Origin of the sequence: Streptomyces sp. S07_1.15 (assembly GCF_020739505.1) — a bacterium.
Classification (GTDB): Bacteria; Actinomycetota; Actinomycetes; order Streptomycetales; family Streptomycetaceae; genus Streptomyces; species Streptomyces xinghaiensis.
Window position 1 is genome coordinate 6,872,722 of sequence record NZ_JAJBZK010000001.1, and the last position, 16,160, is coordinate 6,888,881.

The window sequence follows — 16,160 nt, forward strand, 5'->3', positions numbered from 1 at the left end:
GCGGCCGGTGCCGCGGCCTGTCAGAAGATATGTATACCCCCATGGGGTATGTGTGTCGAGGGGTGGGGCGGCCCGGCCCTCGGTGATGGCGGCCCCGGGGCGGGTGCGCCCGGGCGTGCGGGAAGTGCGCCCGGGGTCGCGGGGCCGCGTGAACCGGCGCGTCGTATAAGACGTTTGACTCTTGTTGTCGCCCATCGCCTCTCATGTCCCGGTTGGCGCCTTATGGGTCCGGGGATGACCAGAAGGTCCAGAACGCGTGGCTGCTTCCCGGGCCGGAGGACACCGGCAGCCCGCCGCATCATGGCGCCCGGGGCCGGGCGAGCCGGATGTTTCGCGGCGCCTTCCGCAAGCCGGTACCGCGCACGGCCCCGTCCCGGCCCGGGCCAGACCCATCGCATCCGCAGGAGACGGGAGATCGTCATGGGTTCGCCCATTCAGCGCGGCCAAGCCCGCATTCCCCGGCCGGGCGGCCCGGGGCCGTCGGGCAGCAGGCTCCACACCACCGCCCGGGCGGCGGACGGCACCGGGGCGCTCCAAGCCGCCCCCACGGTCACGGGCTTCACCCCGGCCACCGGTTTCCCCGGCGGGGGGACACCGGTGTCGATCACGGGCACGGAGTTCGTGAACGTCCAGTCGGTGACCATCGCCGGTGTGGAGGCCGCGTCCTTCACGGTGGACAGCCCGACGAACATGACGGCGACCACGGCTGCGGCAGCGGCGGGGACATCGGGCCCGGTGGCGGTCACCACGCCGTCCGGCAGCGGGAATTCCGCCGGGTCGTTCAGCTACGTCTCCGAGCCGACCACCACGACCGTGGCCGTCGAGACCGTCCCGGCGTACTGCGGGGACGACGTCGTCATCACCGCGACGGTCACCTCGCCGGCCGGCCCCGTCACCACGGGCACCCTCACCTTCCTCGTCACGGAGAACGGCCCCGTCCAGGTCCTCGCTCCCGACGGGTCGGGCCAGGCCAGTGCCACGTTCACGGACCTGGCCGTGGGGCTCCACCACGCCGTGGCCGTGTACGAGCCCGCGGACGGCTATCTGAGCTCCGCCTCCGCCGTGACTCCGGTCACCGTCAGCGCGGCGCCGACCACCACGACGGTGACCGCCGTCCCGAACCCCGCCGGCCCCGCCGAGAGCGTGCTCCTCACGGCCACCGTGGCCGGTCCTCCCGGCCACCCGGGCATCCCCACCGGCACGGTCACCTTCAGCGCCGTCGGCGGCGGCGTCCTCGGCTCGGCCGGACTGACCGGCGGCCAGGCCCAGATCACCACCTCAGGCCTGCCCGCCGGAACGACCACCGTGCAGGCGGACTACGAGGGCGACACCTGCTTCGGCGCCTCCTCCGGGACCGTCGACGTGGTGGTCAACCCGCCGGCTCCCACCACGCTGACCGCGACACCGGCCACCATCAGGCTCCGCAGCAACGGGACTTTCGTGATCCGGAACGTGAGTGCCACCCTCACCGGTGGCGGGAGCCCGCTGCCGGGGCGGACGATCGACTTCGCGATCAACACGGGCACCGGGACTCACCCGCTCGGCCAAGCCGTCACGGACGCCACCGGGAAGGCCTCCCTGCCCGACACCACCGTGCCGAACGCCCTGGCCACCTCGCAGACGTACCAGGCCGAGTTCCTCGGAACCGCGACCTACGCACCCTCGTCCGCGACCGGGAGCATCACCTTCCAGCCGTTCCCCATCCTCCCCTGACCCCTGACCCCTGACCCCTGACCCCTGTCCGTACGGGACCGGGGGCCCGGGCTCACGCCCGGCGGCCCCCGGAGCCCGCGATCCTCCCTTCCACCGCGGGGCCGTGCCGGATCTTCTCCGGCCCGGCCCCGCCGGCCGTCCCCGGCCCGGCCCCGTCCCGCGGCACGGCACGGGGCCGGACCGGCCCTCTCAGACTGCGGCCCCCCGCGCCGCCTCCCGCCGGTCCGCCCCCTCCGGCTCCACCGGGATCCACAGCTCCGCGTCCGCCGTGGCCCCGTCCTCCGACAGCCGGGTCCGCAGGATCTCCGGCCCGGGCCGGCTCCGGTACGGATTGGACGGGAACCACTGGGTGAACACGTCCCGCCACAGGGACTGCAGGGCCTGCGGGAACTCGCCCGAACTCTCGAAGACCGCCCACATCCCGGCCGGAACGGCGAGGGAGTCCATCCCCTCCGGCACATCCGTGCCGGTGTCCGTCACCACGCCGTGGTAGTAGTCGAGTTCGGTCCCCTCCACCCGTTCGCCGGGGTCGGCGGGCAGACGGTCGGTGACCCCGACGATCCCACGCGGCTCCCGGCCCGGCAGGGCCTCCAGCCGCCGCAGCGTGTCCTTGCCGATGCCGCGGATGAACGCGGCGATCTCCGGATTCACCCCCTCGTGCACCAACGGCACCCGGGCCCTCTTCCCGGCCACGGTGAACCCGGTCTTCTCCACGATCCGGTAGCGCATACTGCTGTTCCCTTCGACGACGAGCCGGAAGGACATCCGGGGCTGCGAGCTGAGCACCGCGCCGGTCCGCCGGGCCTCACCCGGCCCGACGCCGTGCACGGCGCGGAACGCCCGGGCGAACGCCTCTCCGGAGCCGTAGCCGTAGCGCACCGCGACGTCGAGCAACGTGCCGTCCCCCGCGAGCACTTCGGCGCCCGCGACGGTCAGCCGCCGGCGCCGGACGTACTCGGACAGCCCGATCCCCGCCAGCGCGGAGAACAACCGCCGCAGGTGGTACTCCGAGGTGGCCGCGATCCGCGCCAGCTCGGCCGGCTCGATGGGCCGGTCGAGGTTGCGCTCGATGTACTCCAGGGCCTCGTTGAGCCGTTCCAGCACCGCCGGATCCCCTTCCCTCTGACACGCTTCACGCTAGGGAGGAGACACCCTGCCGCACCCGACATCCTGTGCCCGGTCCGGTCGGGCCCGTGAACCGGCCCGCCGGCCGGTCAGCGGGCGAACCAGCGCTGCGGCGTGGGGGAGGTGTTCTCGTAGATGTGCTTCGCCTGGCGGTACTCGGCGAGGCCGTCGTGGCCGAGTTCCCGGCCGATGCCGGAGCGCTTGAAGCCGCCCCATTCGGCCTGGGGCAGGTACGGGCCGAAGTCGTTGATCCACACCGTGCCGTGGCGCAGCCGCCGGGCCACCCGCTCGGCCCGGCCGGCGTCCTTCGTCCACACGGCGCCGGCGAGCCCGTAGTCGGTGTGGTTGCCGAGCTCGACCGCGGCCTCCTCGCCGGTGAAGCGCTCGACGGTCAGGATGGGCCCGAAGGTCTCCTCCTGCACGATCCGCATGTCCCGGGTGCAGTCGTCGAACACCGTCGGCCGGTAGAAGAACCCGTCCCGGAGGCCGGGTTCGTCCGGGCGGCGGCCGCCGGTGAGGAGGGTCGCGCCCTCCCGGAGGCCGAGTTCCACGTACGACTCGACCTTGTCCCGGTGCCCGGCGGAGACGAGCGGGCCGCTCTCGGTGTCCTCGTCCAGTCCGTTGCCGAGCCGGATGTGCTCGGCGCGGGCGACGAGTTCGGTGACGAACGCGTCGTGCAGCCCGTCCTCCACGATGAGCCGGGTGCCCGCCGAGCACACCTGCCCGGCGTGGAAGAAGACGGCCATCAGGGCGTAGTCGATCGCGGCCTCGAAGTCGGCGTCGGCGAAGACGATGTTGGGGTTCTTGCCGCCGAGTTCGAGGGCGATGTTCTTCACCGTCCCGGCCGCCGACCGCATGATCTGCCGGCCGGTCTCCAGACCGCCGGTGAAGGACACCAGATCGACCCGGGGATCCTCCACCAGGGCGGCGCCGACGGTCCCGCCCGGGCCGAGGACGAGATTGACCACGCCCGCGGGCGCACCGGCCTCCTCGAACAGCTCCACCAGCCGGATGGTGGTCAGCGGGGTGATCTCGCTGGGCTTGATGACCACGGTGTTGCCGGCCGCCAGCGCGGGCGCCACCTTCCACGACACCTGGAGCAGCGGGTAGTTCCAGGGCGCGATCAGCGAGCAGACACCGACCGGCTCGTGGACGACGCGGCTGCGGATCCGGGGGTCGCCCGCGTCCACCAGCCGCCCGGAGTCCGCCACGGCCTGGCCGGCGTAGTACTCGAACACGGCCGTCACATCGTCCACGTCGATTCCGGACTCGACGAGTGTCTTGCCGGTGTCGAGCGTCTCCAGCCGGGCGATCCGCTCCCGGTCGCGCTGGAGGAAGCCGGCCACCCGGCGGAGCAGCTCGGAGCGCTGCCGCGCCGTCCACGCCGGCCAGGCGCCGCCGTCGAAGGCGGAGCGCGCCGAGCCCACGGCGGCCCGGGCGTCGGCTTCGCCCCCCTCGTCCACGGTGCGGACGACGGACTGGTCGTAGGGGTTGATGACGTCACGGGTGGCGCCGCCGGTAGCGGCGCTCCACACCCCGTCGATGAAGAGACTGGACGTGGGAATTCCTTTCCCGGGCGAGCGGCGAAGGCCGCCACACCGTTATGCGCAGGAATGCACCACTTTCTACGTTAGGTTTCAGCGCCGTGGAGTGCCATTCGACAATGAGGAGCCCAGCATGAGCCGAGCGGAGTACGACTACGTCATCGTCGGCGGGGGGTCGGCCGGCTGCGCCCTGGCCAACCGGCTCAGCGCCGACCGGGAGAACAAGGTCCTGGTGCTGGAGGCGGGCCGGCCGGACTGGATCTGGGACGTCCTCATCCACATGCCCGCCGCCCTGACCATGGTCATCGGGAATCCGCTGTACGACTGGCGCTACGAGTCCGAACCGGAGCCGCATATGGGCGGCCGGCGGGTCAGCCACGGCCGCGGAAGGGTGCTCGGCGGGTCGAGCTCCATCAACGGCATGATCTTCCAGCGCGGCAATCCGATGGACCTGGAGCGCTGGGCGTCCGACCCGGGCATGGAGACCTGGGACTACGCGCACTGCCTGCCCTATTTCAAGCGGATGGAGCACTGCGTGGCCGGGGCCGACGACTGGCGCGGCCAGGGCGGCCCGCTGTGGCTGGAGCGCGGGCCGGCGGCCAACCCGCTGTTCCACGCCTTCCTGGAGGCGGCGCAGCAGGCCGGCCACCAGCTGACCCCCGACGTCAACGGCTACCGGCAGGAAGGGTTCGCCCGCTTCGACCGCAACATCAAGAAGGGCCGCCGCTGGTCGGCCGCGCGCGCCTACCTCCACCCCGTCATGAAGCGGCCGAATCTGACGGTGCGGTGCTTCACCCAGGTGGACCGCGTGCTCTTCCGCGGAAAGCGGGCCGTCGGTGTGGAGTACCGCCGGTTCGGACGGCAGCGCGGACGGGTGTCCGCCGGAGAGGTGATTCTCTGCGGCGGCGCGATCAACACACCCCAGCTGCTCCAGCTCTCCGGCATCGGGAATCCCGCCGAGCTCACCCCGCTGGGCATCGGCATGGTGCACGAACTCCCCGGGGTCGGGGAGAACCTCCAGGACCACCTGGAGGTCTATGTGCAGCACGCGTGCAAGCAGCCGGTGACCTACAACCCGGCGCTCAAATGGAGCCGCCGGCCCGGGATCGGCCTGCGGTGGCTGCTGTTCCGCAGCGGCCCGGCCGCGACCAACCACTTCGAGGCGGGCGGCTTCGTCCGCGGCAACGACCGGGTCGGCTACCCGAACCTGATGTTCCACTTCCTGCCCATCGCCGTGCGCTACGACGGCACCCCGGTCGGCGCCGAGCACGGCTACCAGGTGCACATCGGACCCATGTACTCCGATGTGCGCGGCTCGGTGAAGATCAAGTCCGCGGACCCCCGCGAACACCCGGCGCTGCGGTTCAACTACCTCTCCACGGAGAACGACCGCAGGGAGTGGATCGAGGCCATCCACGTCGCCCGGGACATCCTCGGACAGCCCGCCTTCGCCGTCTTCGACGCGGGCGAACTCTCACCCGGCCCCGGGGTCGTCACGGACCAGGAGATCCTGGACTGGGTCGCCCGCGACGCCGAAACCGCCTACCACCCCTCCTGCACGGCCCGGATGGGCACCGACGAGATGTCCGTGGTCGACCCGCTCTCCATGCGCGTCCACGGGGTGGAAGGGCTCCGGGTCGCCGACGCCTCCGCGATGCCGTACCTCACCAACGGCAACATCTACGCCCCGGTGATGATGCTCGCCGAGAAGGCCGCCGACCTGATCCTCGGCAACGCCCCGCTGCCGCCGGCCACGGCCGGCTTCCACCGGCACCGCGCCCAGGAGGGATGAGACATGACGATGAACGGCGCGAGCGCGAGCGGAAGCGGGCGGGGCGGCGACACGGGCGCCCTCACGGCCGCGGAGCAGGGCCCGGGCGGGGGCCCGCGGGTCCACGGGGAGAGCCGGCTCAAGCCGGTCGTCTTCATCGGCTCGTCGGTGCTGATCCTGGCCGTCTCGATCTGGGCGATCATCACCCCCGGCGGCGCCGAGGACACCATCGGCGTGGTGGTCGACTGGATCTCCACCGGATTCGGCTGGTACTACTTCCTCGCCGCCACCCTGTACCTGCTGTTCGTGGTGTACGTGGCGGTGTCCCGCTACGGCGGCATCAAACTGGGCCCGAAGCACTCCACCCCCGACTACGGGGTGTTCGCCTGGGCGGCCATGCTGTTCGCGGCCGGCATCGGCATCGACCTGATGTTCTTCGCCGTCTCCGGCCCGGTCAGCCACTACCTCGCACCCCCCGAGGGGGACGCCGAGACCGTCGAGGCCGCCCGGCAGGCGGTGGTGTGGACGCTGTTCCACTACGGCATCACCGGCTGGGCCATGTACGCCCTGATGGGCATGGCGCTGGGCTACTTCTCCTTCCGCTACCGCCTCCCCCTGGCGATCCGCTCGGCGCTGTACCCGGTCATCGGCCGGCGCATCCACGGCCGGATCGGCGACACGGTCGACCTCGCGGCCATCATCGGCACGGTCTTCGGCATCTCCGTGTCCCTGGGCATCGGCGTCGTCCAGCTCAACTACGGGCTGAACTACCTCTTCGGCATCCCCGAGGGGACGGCGGCGCAGATCGGCCTCATCGCCGTCGCCGTCGTCATGGCCACGGCCTCCGCCGTGGCGGGCGTCGACCGCGGCATCCGGCGGCTGTCCGAGCTCAACGTCCTCCTCGCCATCCTGCTCATGAGCTACATGCTGTTCGCGGACGACCCGATCCGGCTGCTCAACAGCCTCATCCTCAATATCGGGGACTACGTCAGCCGTTTCCCCTCGATGACCCTCAACACCTTCGCCTACGACCGGCCCACCGAGTGGCTCAACTCGTGGACGCTGTTCTTCTGGGCCTGGTGGGTGGCCTGGGCGCCGTTCGTCGGCATGTTCCTGGCCAGGATCTCCAAGGGGCGGACGATCCGTCAGTTCGTCGCGGCCACGCTCGTCATCCCGTTCCTCTTCACCCTGACCTTCCTCTCCGTCCTCGGCAACAGCGCCCTGAACCTGGTGCGGGAGGGGAACACCACGTTCGGCGAGACCGCCATGAACACCCCGGAACAGGGCTTCTACGGGCTGCTCGACCAGTTCCCCGGCGCCACCTTCAGCGCCGGCCTGGCGACCCTCGTCGGCCTGCTGCTCTACGTCACCTCCGCCGACTCCGGCGCGCTGGTGATGAGCAACCTGTGCTCGCACCTGCCCACCCCGCTCACCGACGCCTCCGCCTGGCTGCGCGTCTTCTGGGCGTCCGCGACCGGCCTGCTCACGCTCGCCATGCTCCTCGTCGGCGGAGTCGACGCGCTCACCGCCGCGACCATCATCATGGGACTGCCCTTCTCCTTCGTGATGTTCCTCATCATCGCCGGGCTCTACAAGGCGCTGCGCCTGGAGACGATGCGGGAGGAGGCCGTGCCCACCGTCCCCCCGCAACACCTGGGCTGGCGGCAGCGGCTGGCCCGGGCGACGTCCTTCCCCGGCCGGACGGACGCCATCCGGTTCGTCGACGAGGTGTGCCGCCCCGCCTTCCAGGAGGTCGCCGCGGAGCTGCGCGGGCAGGGCGTGGAGGCGGAACTCACCGAGGTGACGGAGGAGGAGCTGCGGATCCCGTCCGTGGCGCTCCGGGTGCCGATCGGCCCGGGGGAGGAGTTCGTCTACCGGGTGTGGCCCGCCGAGACGGCCGTCCCGGCGTTCGCCACCCGCTCGGTCACCGAGCACGACACCTATGTGCGCTTCGAGGTCCAGCTCGCCGAGGGCAGCCAGGGCTACGACGTGATGGGCTACACCAGGGAGCAGCTCATCCACGACATCCTCAGCCACTACGAACGGCACCTCGAATTCCTGCGCCTCCACCGGGAGTCGGCGGCCCGCTCCACCCTCCCGGACCACCGGCCCGACACGGCGGGCGTGCACCCTCCGGAGGACGGACGCTGACAGCGGCGGACGCCGGCCCGGCCCGCCGGGCGGTATGGCCTCGTGGTGCACCGCAACGCACCGCAACGCACCGCATCCCCCTGTCGCGCGGCGAGTGAGGCCGAGTGAAAACGAGCACCGCACGCGCCTGGCCTCGCGTGGGGCTGTCCCTGATCGTCAATGTCCTGCTGGGCGTCCCCGCCGTCGTGCCCGCGTTCCTGCTCTGGTACTTCGCCTCGAACTGGCCGCTCGCGGAACTCGCTGGACCCGGCGGGAACCCACGGAGAACGACGGCGTCCTGCCCTGGGTGATGCCGGCCACGCCGGTCCTCATCCTGTTCGGCCTGATCTGGTGGCTCGCCAACTGGCCGCTCAGGCGCAGGACTCCGCTGACGCGGGGCACGTACTGGCTCCTCAGCGCCGTGGCCACCGCACTGCCCACGTTCACTCTCGTCGTGATCAGCGCAGGGAACTGATGGCGTTGCCCGCACGTCCGGCGGAAGCCGGGTTCTGCGGGCGGCTCAGCCCGCTGCCCAGATGACGGCGTCGAACGTCGCTCGCCGGTCGACGACCTCCAGTTCGGTGAGCTGGAGCCGGGCGATGTTCCCGTCACTGGTGCGAACGCACAGCACCGCGTTCCTGGCGAGCCGCGCGGTGTCGGTCCCGGCCGCGCCGACCGTGCTCGCACACTCCTCGTAGCCCGGCAGACTCGCCGTCTTCCCCGACCAGAGCGAGATCACCGTGCCGTTCCAGCCCCGATCTCGTCCGTGCCGATCGTGGATCGTCGGTCGCCACGCCTCAACGTCCCCGCTGCTGCCGCTGGTTCCACGTGCGTCGCCGAGAGGCCACCAGCCCGTTCGGGCGCGTGTACCGACTCTGTCCCAGGACCGCACCGCGTCGGCCAACAGGTCGCTCGCCGAGACGAGTTGACGAGTCGCCGCAGGCGCCGGGCGGGCGAATCGCCCTCTGTGGCGAAGGTGATGGGCAACGCCGCCGAATGACCCCGGACGCGCTCGTCTACCGCTCTCGCGGAACGCGGTAGACGGAGACGTGGGAATCGGACTCGGCGGTGAACTCGGTGCCGCTCCAGTCCGCGTGCCGGGTCTCCAGCTCGAAGCCGGCGAGCTGAGCCATGAGGTCCAGCTCGGCCGGCCAGATGTAGCGGTGCGGGCTGCGGAACAGCTCCGCGCGCCGGGTGTCGTCGAACCGGAAGTGGTGCGACACGACCTGCTGGCGCAGGACATCGTAGGTGTCCAGAAGGATGTAATCCGGCTCGGACAGGCACACCATGGCCGTCTGCCCCGGAGGAAGCTTGCGCAGCTCCGGTACCCACAGCTCGATCACGAACCGGCCGCCGGGTGCGAGATGGCGTGCCGCGTTGCGGAAGCATTCGACCTGCTCGGCCTGGGTGAGCAGGTTGGAGATGGTGTTGAACACGAGGTAGACCAGGGAGTACGCCCCCGGGGCGGTGGCGGTCGCCATGTCACCGACGACCACGGGGACCGCCGACTCGTCTGCCTTGGTGCGCAGTTGCTCCACCATCGGCCGGGACAACTCGATGCCGGTGACGGGAACCCCCCGCTCCGCGAGCGGGACGGCGACCCGTCCGGTCCCGATGGCGAACTCCAGCGCCGCCCCACCGTCCGCGAGCTCCGCGAGACGCTCCACGGCCGGGTCCAGGACCTCGGGCGCGAACATGCCGGTGCCGGGTGTGTCATACCGCTGCGCAGCATCGGCGTCCCAGATGCTCTCCTGCTCCATTCCCCCAACGCTCGCCGCCGGACCCTGGGATGTCCACCGGATTTCCGCCCTCGTGGGGGCGGGAACTCGGAGTGCCGGGATCCTCTCCTGCGGAACGGCACAAAAGGCTTGGCGTAGCGGCAAGTTCGGGTCATTCGGATGGGCGAGGTTCCGGCTGTTCCGGCGGGTCGGCCTTCCGGTGTGCATAGCACGACCGCAGGGACGGACGGTTACCGACAGGTGCGCTGGGCGGGCGGCGCAAACGGCCGGGAGCGAGTGCGGAATCTCGGTCGGCCAACGGGGCCGACCGCAAGGAGTCTTCGTGCGTCGCCCGCGACCGGGGCCGTGTCATGCCAGGCCGCGGATGGGCCCGTCGCCGTACAGCGCAGCGATGTCGACCAGGAGGACATCGCGGCGGCGGTCGGCGGCGTCGATGACATCGGGATGGAAGCCGTGCAGGGAGAACAGGGCGAGGGCCGCGTCATCGGAGCGGTGCCCTTGATCGGCGAGGAGGGCACGGATGTGTTCGAGGCGATCGAGGTCCTTGAGCCCCCGGGGCTGCACGGTGGCCTTCGCCTCACCGATCAGGGTGATGGCCGCCCGCGGGCTCTGCGGTCGCTCGCCGGGGGCCAGGGCGAGCAGGTCGACCTCGTGCTTGGTCCGGGCGGCCGGGTCGGCGATCTCCGCGGTGCCCACGGCGCCGAGCGACAGCCCCGTTTCGTCCAGGGCGAAGGAGCGGGCCCATTCGCGCACGGTCTCCTCGAAGTGAGGGCCGAGGATCTTCGAGTGATACGTCGGCCCGGACGACTGCCACACCTGGCCTCCACGCCGCCGTTCCACCAGGTCCACCATGGGCAGGGTGATCAGCTGGTTGAAGCGGATCACCGGGTCCGCCACGCTGATGACCGGATGGCGGGCCTTGAGCAGGTCCTGCTCCTTGCGCACGTAGCCGGTGGACTCCAGTACCTCCAGCGGGGCGACCATGGCCGAGCGGGACCGCTCCAGCATCGAGCCGGCCTTCGCCGGGGTCGAGGCGCCCCGGGCGATGGCGGACAAGACGTCGTAGTACAGCGTGCGGTGGGTGATCCGCGGGTCCTCGCGCAGCAGGAACTCCGCCTCCACGCGCGAGTACAGGGCCCGCCCCGGGTCCAGCAGGGTGCGTTCCACCCAGGGCCCGAAATCCGCCTCGCTCTGCGGCGCCGGCCCCGCGGCCAGCGGCCGGTAGCCGGGGGCACCTCCCAGGACGGCGTCGACCTGCAACGCCACCGCCGGGTCCTCGATCCCCCAATGGCTGCGCGCCGTGCGGTAGTCGAAGGCGGGCAGCCGCAGATCCAGCACAGCCCGGCCGCGCAGCGGCTTTGTACCGGACAGCAACTCGGACATCACACTCATCGCCGAGCCGCACAGCACGACCCGGCCACCGGGGGCCTTGCCGGACTGCGACTGGTCGTACAGCAGTTGCAGAAACCCGGGGATCTCGGGGGAGTGCTGCATCAGATAGGGCAGCTCATCGATCACGATCAGCGGCGCCCCCGAGGCCCGGTTGACCACATCCAGGGCGGCGGTGAGCACGTCCCGCCAGTCGTCCAGCCGCATCGCCCCGGGCCGCACCCCCGCGTGCGCGGCGATCGCCTCGGTGAACCGGTGCAGCGCGGGCACCCGGCCCTCCTCCTGCACCGCGGTCAGATACAGCCCGCCCACCGCTTCGGTGAGCGCCTCCAGCAGGAACGACTTCCCGTTCCGCCGCCGCCCGGAAACGATGGCCAGCCGCAGCTCGGGGGCCGGATCGGCGAGGAAGTCGTTCAGCAGCGCCCACTCATGATCACGGTCCAGCAGCCGCTCAGGCTTGCCCAGCTGTCCGGCCATGCCCCCTCCGATTGTGTTCAGGTCAACCTTAACGAGTTTCGTTTACCTGAACCTACCTGTATATCGCTGTGAGAGCCAGCCCGCATGAATCCGGATCGCCCGCTCGGCTGAAGTCCCAAGGTGATCGCGGACGCGGTCGTAGCCGCCGGTCGGCGCTGAGTGGTGGGGCCTTGGGTCAGGGCCCCTGAACCCGCACCTCCCGGCCGGGCATCCGGCCGGGAAGGCCGGTGAAGGATCGCGCCGCCTGCAATAAGAACGTCTATGTGTCCCGCGCCAAAACTGTCGGCCGGCTGGTGGGGCCTCCCGCCCTCGTGGGACGCCCCACCCGGTACGTGGTCCGTCGTGCTCAGTGGTGACCGGAGCCGGGAATCCGGTCGCGGCCGTGGGAGAGCAGCATGTCCAGGTCGACCGCCTCCGCCATGGCGCGGGTGCCGGCGTCGTTGGGGTGGAGGTGGTCGCCGCTGTCGTAGGCCGGGTTGAGCGTCAGCGGGTCGTCGGGGGAGGCGGTGGCCGCCGCGAAGTCGATGACGCCGTCGAACGCGCCCGAGGTGCGGATCCATTCGTTCACCGCGTCCCAGGTGGCCTGGCGGCTCTCCGTCCAGATGAACGAGCCGGCCATGGGCAGCAGCGTTCCGCCGTGGACCTTCACGCCGTGGCGGTGGCCCTCCTCGATGAACGCCTTGTAGCCGGCGATGAGTTCGTCCGCCGTGGCGTCGTAGCCGATGTCGTTGATGCCCTCCATCAGGATCACCGAGCGGACGCCGGCTGTTCGAAGGCGTCGCGCTCCATGCGGGAGAGGGCGGAGACGCCGTAGTAGGGCTCCCCCTCGCGGTCGGCGATGAGGCGGTTGCCGCCCAGGCCCGCGTTGACCACCGACAGGGTCGGGCCCTTGCGGGCCCGGAGGCGGCGGGCGAGGTGGTCCGGGTAGCGCTGGTTGGCGTTGCCGGTGGTGCTCGCGGTGTCGGTGATCGAGTCGCCGAAGGACACCACCGAGCCGACCGTGCGGCGGTCGCCGCGCACGTCCACGCCGCTGACGAGCATCCAGCACGGGGTGCCGGCGTAGTCGTCGCCGGAGGGGTCGGCCGCCTCGTCGCCCTCGGCCAGGTAGTTGCCCTGTGCGGTGAACGGGTGGTTGGTCACCGGGCCGGTCGCCTTGTCGACATGGACACTCACGAGGAGGGTGGAGAGGGCTCGTACGCGCATCCGGACCGGGTCGCTGAACCGTTCCTCGCCCGCGGCGAGCGTGGTGGCCCGGTGGCCGCCGAAGGTCAGGGTGTGCAGGGTGCCGGGGACGGCGTCGGCGCCCTCGTCCTGGAGCGCGACGGTCACCTTGTCGACCGTGACGGGCTCCGTCCCGAAGGCGTTGGTGACCCGGACCCGGACGCTGCTGCCGCCGCCCTTGACGAAGAGGACGTTGCGGACCGTCTGGTTCTCCAGGCCCTTACCGGCCGGGCAGTCGCTCCAGGGGATCTCGCTGCCGGCCACCTGGCTCGCGCCCCAGGCGGCCACCCAGCCGCGGGCCTTGGCCTCGCCCTGGCCGGCTTGGCCGGGTGCGTTCTGGGCGGCGGCGGGCTGCGCGGCCGCCGGGGCCAGTGCCACCGCCAGGGCGAGGGCGACGGCGGTGGCGAGGGGGCGGGCCAGGCGGCCGGGGGTGCGGGCCCCGGTTCGCCGGCGGGCGGAGTCGTGCCGGCCGGGTCCGGCTTCCCGCGAGGGGGATCTCCGGTGCGGCTTCCGGCCGCTGCCGGGAGTCGGAGAAGTGGGGGAGGGGACGGGGTTCATGGGGTGCTCCTGGTTCTCCTGATGAGGGCGGCCAGTGGCCGGTGGCCGGTGGTATGCGGTGGTGCCTGCTGGGTGGTCGGGGGCCTTGAGGCTGACAACGTTGTCTGCCGACCCCGCTCGGCGGCAGTGTGCTGTTTCCTGGCGGAACGGTGGTGTCGTTGCGGGATGCGGCCGTGGGGCACGGCGGGCTCGGGAGCCGCCAACGCCCCCTGGAATGCGGTCGGTTGGCCCGGCCAGATGCAAGCACCGATCCGATCACGTGGTCAAGGTGGCGGCGGGCCCCGGAGGGCGGATTGGCGGGGTGGCGGATCGGTGTGACGCCGTCCCGGCCGGGGCCGCCCCGCGCGTCCGGCCGCCCCGCGCGTCCGGCCGCCCCGCGCGTCCGGCCGTCCGGCCGTCCGGCCGTCCACCGTGCTCCATGCCGGCGGCTTCTCGTACATCCGTTCGTGGGGGCGGTGCCGTCTCTCCGGCCCTCGCCTCCGTCCGTTCCCGGCCCCCGCCTCCGCCCGTGGCGGCCCAGCCCGGCCGTCCGGGGTCGCGATCAGCAGACCGGAAGGAGTCTCCGGGGGCGGGGCGGCCGGGTGGGCGAGTGACTGGAATTGAACCCAGTTACTTTCGTGACCAGCACCGATGGCCTCAGCGAACCAGCCACAGTGACCCTTTGTGGCGTTTCAATGTGTTTGCGAAGCGGCTCTCGGGCTACCCGCGCCGTCGTGCCGATCACCACAGTCCCCCACAAGGCCTCGGTGCTGCCCGAGGGCCCGTGGCTGCTCGCACCGGGCGAGCCGCCGCGCCCCCCTCGCGCGCCCTCGGGCCCTCCGCGAGCCGTCCTGTTCGACCGCGATGGCACGCTCGTCGAGGACGTCCCGTACAACGGCGACCCCGCGCTCGTACGGCTGATGCCGCACGCCCGGGAGGCGCTGGCGGCGGTACGGGCTCATGGAGCCGCTGTCGGCGTGGTGAGCAACCAGTCCGGCGTGGCCCGCGGGCTGCTCACCCGGGGCCAGGTCGAGGCGGTGCGGCGCCGGGTCGAGGAGCTGCTCGGGCCGTTCGGCGTGTGGGCCGTCTGCCCGCACGGGCCCGGCGACGGCTGCGGCTGCCGCAAGCCGGCGCCCGGACTCGTGCTCGCCGCCTGCGCGCGGCTCGGTGTGACGCCGGAGGAGACGGTGGTCATCGGCGACATCGGCGCCGACCTGGGCGCGGCCCGCGCGGCCGGTGCCCGGGGTGTTCTGGTGCCGACCCCCGTGACCCGCTCCGAGGAGGCCGACGCGGCCCCGGAGCGCGCGGCCGACCTGCTGGCGGCGGTGCGCCTGGCGCTCGGCCGGCGGGCGTCCCGGCCGGACCGTCCGCCCCGGGAAGGTCCTTCGCGGCGGGACGCCCGGCCCTCCGGCGGGGGAGGTGCCGCGTGATACGCACCCTGGTCGTCCGTCTGGACAGCGCCGGAGACGTCCTCCTCGCGGGGCCCGCGGTGCGCGCCGCCGCGCACGGTTCCTCGTACACCGCGATGCTCTGCGGACCGCAGGGCGAGCAGGCCGCGCGGCTGCTGCCCGGGGTCGACGACGTCCTCGTGTACGACGCGCCGTGGGTCGGCCTGGAACCGCCCCCCGTGACCCGGAGCGGCACCGACGCGCTGGTCGAGGCCGTCGCCGCGGGCCGGTTCGACCGGGCGCTGGTCCTGGCCTCGTACCACCAGAGCCCGCTGCCCGCCGCCCTGCTGCTGCGGATGGCGGGCGTCCCCTGGATCGCCGCCGACAGCGAGCACTACCCCGGGGCGCTGCTCGACCTGCGCCACCGGCGGGCCCCGGAACAGCACGAGGCGCGTGCCGCGCTGGCGCTCGCGGAGGCCGCCGGCTTCGCCCTGCCACCCGGCGACGACGGAGCCCTGCGGGTGCGCGACGCCGCCGACACCACCCACTTGACCGGCGAGGATCCGTACCTCGTGATCCATCCTGGAGCCGCCGTGCCGGCCCGTGCCTGGAGCCCCGAGCGGGCCGCGCGCGCCGTGGCGGCCCTCGACGCGGCCGGGCACCGGGTGGTCGTCACCGGAGGCCCGGGGGAGAAGGAACTCACGGCGGCCGTCGCGGGGGAGTGCGGGCTCGACCTCGGCGGCCGTACGGACCTGCCCGAACTGGCCGGGGTCCTGGCCCGCGCCCGGGTGGTGGTCACCGGCAACACCGGACCCTCGCACCTGGCGGCGGCTGTCGGCGCGCCCGTCGTCTGCCTGTTCGCACCGGTCGTGCCCGCCGGGCGCTGGGCGCCGTACCGGGTGCCGCACATGCTGCTGGGACGGCAGGACGCGCCGTGCGCCGGGACCCGGGCCCGCGAGTGCCCCGTGGCGGGGCATCCGTGCCTGGACTCGGTGACGGACGCCGAACTGCTGTCCGCCGTGGGTGCGTTGACGGAAGGCCCGGCGCGCCCGGGGCCGGCGGCGGCGTCCCGGCCGGCGGCCGCACCGGAGCCCGCCCCGGCCCCGGCCGCCCCGGCCCGTGCACC

General features: G+C 72.4%; 13 protein-coding genes and 1 pseudogene. 7 read left to right on the forward strand and 7 right to left on the reverse strand.

The genetic code is table 11. The features are described 5' to 3' along the window. Positions 1-420: 420 nt before the first annotated feature. Positions 421-1,713, forward strand: a complete 1,293-nt coding sequence (locus LIX60_RS29540; RefSeq protein ID WP_227962302.1) for an Ig-like domain repeat protein — start codon at positions 421-423, stop codon at positions 1,711-1,713. A gap of 189 nt (positions 1,714-1,902) precedes the next feature. On the opposite strand, the gene LIX60_RS29545 is transcribed toward LIX60_RS29540, so the two are convergent. Together LIX60_RS29545 and LIX60_RS29550 are read right to left on the reverse strand one after the other, a co-directional pair. Next, positions 1,903-2,817 (reverse strand): AraC family transcriptional regulator, encoded by a 915-nt coding sequence (locus LIX60_RS29545; protein WP_227962303.1) that lies wholly within the window; start codon positions 2,815-2,817, stop codon positions 1,903-1,905. 110 nt (positions 2,818-2,927) lie between these two features. Next, positions 2,928-4,373 carry an aldehyde dehydrogenase family protein gene (locus LIX60_RS29550; protein ID WP_227962304.1) on the reverse strand — a complete coding sequence of 482 codons (1,446 nt, stop codon included), beginning with the start codon at positions 4,371-4,373 and terminating at the stop codon, positions 2,928-2,930. A gap of 142 nt (positions 4,374-4,515) precedes the next feature. On the opposite strand from LIX60_RS29550, the gene betA reads away from it, so the two are divergent. The 4 genes from betA to LIX60_RS31865 all read left to right on the forward strand — a co-directional run bounded on the left by betA (position 4,516) and on the right by LIX60_RS31865 (position 8,758). Then, the gene (gene betA, locus LIX60_RS29555; protein ID WP_227962305.1) at positions 4,516-6,174 is read left to right on the forward strand and encodes a choline dehydrogenase; all 1,659 of its coding nucleotides are present in this window, start codon (positions 4,516-4,518) and stop codon (positions 6,172-6,174) included. 3 nt (positions 6,175-6,177) lie between these two features. Then, positions 6,178-8,304, forward strand: coding sequence for a choline BCCT transporter BetT (betT, locus tag LIX60_RS29560; protein WP_227962306.1), 2,127 nt, complete (start codon positions 6,178-6,180; stop codon positions 8,302-8,304). Between the two features lie 104 nt (positions 8,305-8,408). Next, a complete protein-coding gene (locus tag LIX60_RS31860) occupies positions 8,409-8,594 on the forward strand; it encodes a hypothetical protein (protein WP_308101943.1) in 186 nt (61 codons plus the stop codon). Then, positions 8,594-8,758, forward strand: a complete 165-nt coding sequence (locus tag LIX60_RS31865) for a hypothetical protein (RefSeq protein ID WP_308101945.1) — start codon at positions 8,594-8,596, stop codon at positions 8,756-8,758. Before LIX60_RS31860 ends, LIX60_RS31865 begins: the two co-directional genes overlap by 1 nt. Positions 8,759-8,803: 45 nt before the next feature. Here the strand turns inward: LIX60_RS31865 and LIX60_RS29570 are convergent, their stop codons facing one another. The 5 genes from LIX60_RS29570 to LIX60_RS31990 form a co-directional block, all read right to left on the reverse strand. Next, entirely contained in the window at positions 8,804-9,022 is a 219-nt protein-coding gene (locus LIX60_RS29570) for a hypothetical protein (protein ID WP_227962308.1), read from the reverse strand. A 277-nt stretch (positions 9,023-9,299) separates the two neighbouring features. Beyond that, positions 9,300-10,043 carry a bifunctional 2-polyprenyl-6-hydroxyphenol methylase/3-demethylubiquinol 3-O-methyltransferase UbiG gene (locus LIX60_RS29575; protein ID WP_227962310.1) on the reverse strand — a complete coding sequence of 248 codons (744 nt, stop codon included), beginning with the start codon at positions 10,041-10,043 and terminating at the stop codon, positions 9,300-9,302. 327 nt (positions 10,044-10,370) lie between these two features. Continuing rightward, a complete protein-coding gene (locus LIX60_RS29580; RefSeq protein WP_227962311.1) occupies positions 10,371-11,888 on the reverse strand; it encodes an ATP-binding protein in 1,518 nt (505 codons plus the stop codon). Positions 11,889-12,234: 346 nt separating this feature from the next. After that, positions 12,235-12,630: a GDSL-type esterase/lipase family protein gene (locus LIX60_RS31985; RefSeq protein ID WP_374117998.1), complete on the reverse strand. Its 396-nt coding sequence runs from the start codon at positions 12,628-12,630 to the stop codon at positions 12,235-12,237. Between the two features lie 5 nt (positions 12,631-12,635). Then, the gene (locus tag LIX60_RS31990; RefSeq protein WP_374117943.1) at positions 12,636-13,667 is read right to left on the reverse strand and encodes a hypothetical protein; all 1,032 of its coding nucleotides are present in this window, start codon (positions 13,665-13,667) and stop codon (positions 12,636-12,638) included. Positions 13,668-14,386: 719 nt separating this feature from the next. Here LIX60_RS31990 and LIX60_RS29590 point away from each other — a divergent pair. Further along, positions 14,387-15,076, forward strand: a complete 690-nt coding sequence (locus LIX60_RS29590) for a D-glycero-alpha-D-manno-heptose-1,7-bisphosphate 7-phosphatase (RefSeq protein WP_374117999.1) — start codon at positions 14,387-14,389, stop codon at positions 15,074-15,076. Next, positions 15,076-16,071: pseudogene (locus tag LIX60_RS29595) on the forward strand (glycosyltransferase family 9 protein); the annotation flags it as partial. The gene LIX60_RS29590 and the pseudogene LIX60_RS29595, both read left to right, overlap by 1 nt. Between the last annotated feature and the right edge of the window lie 89 nt (positions 16,072-16,160).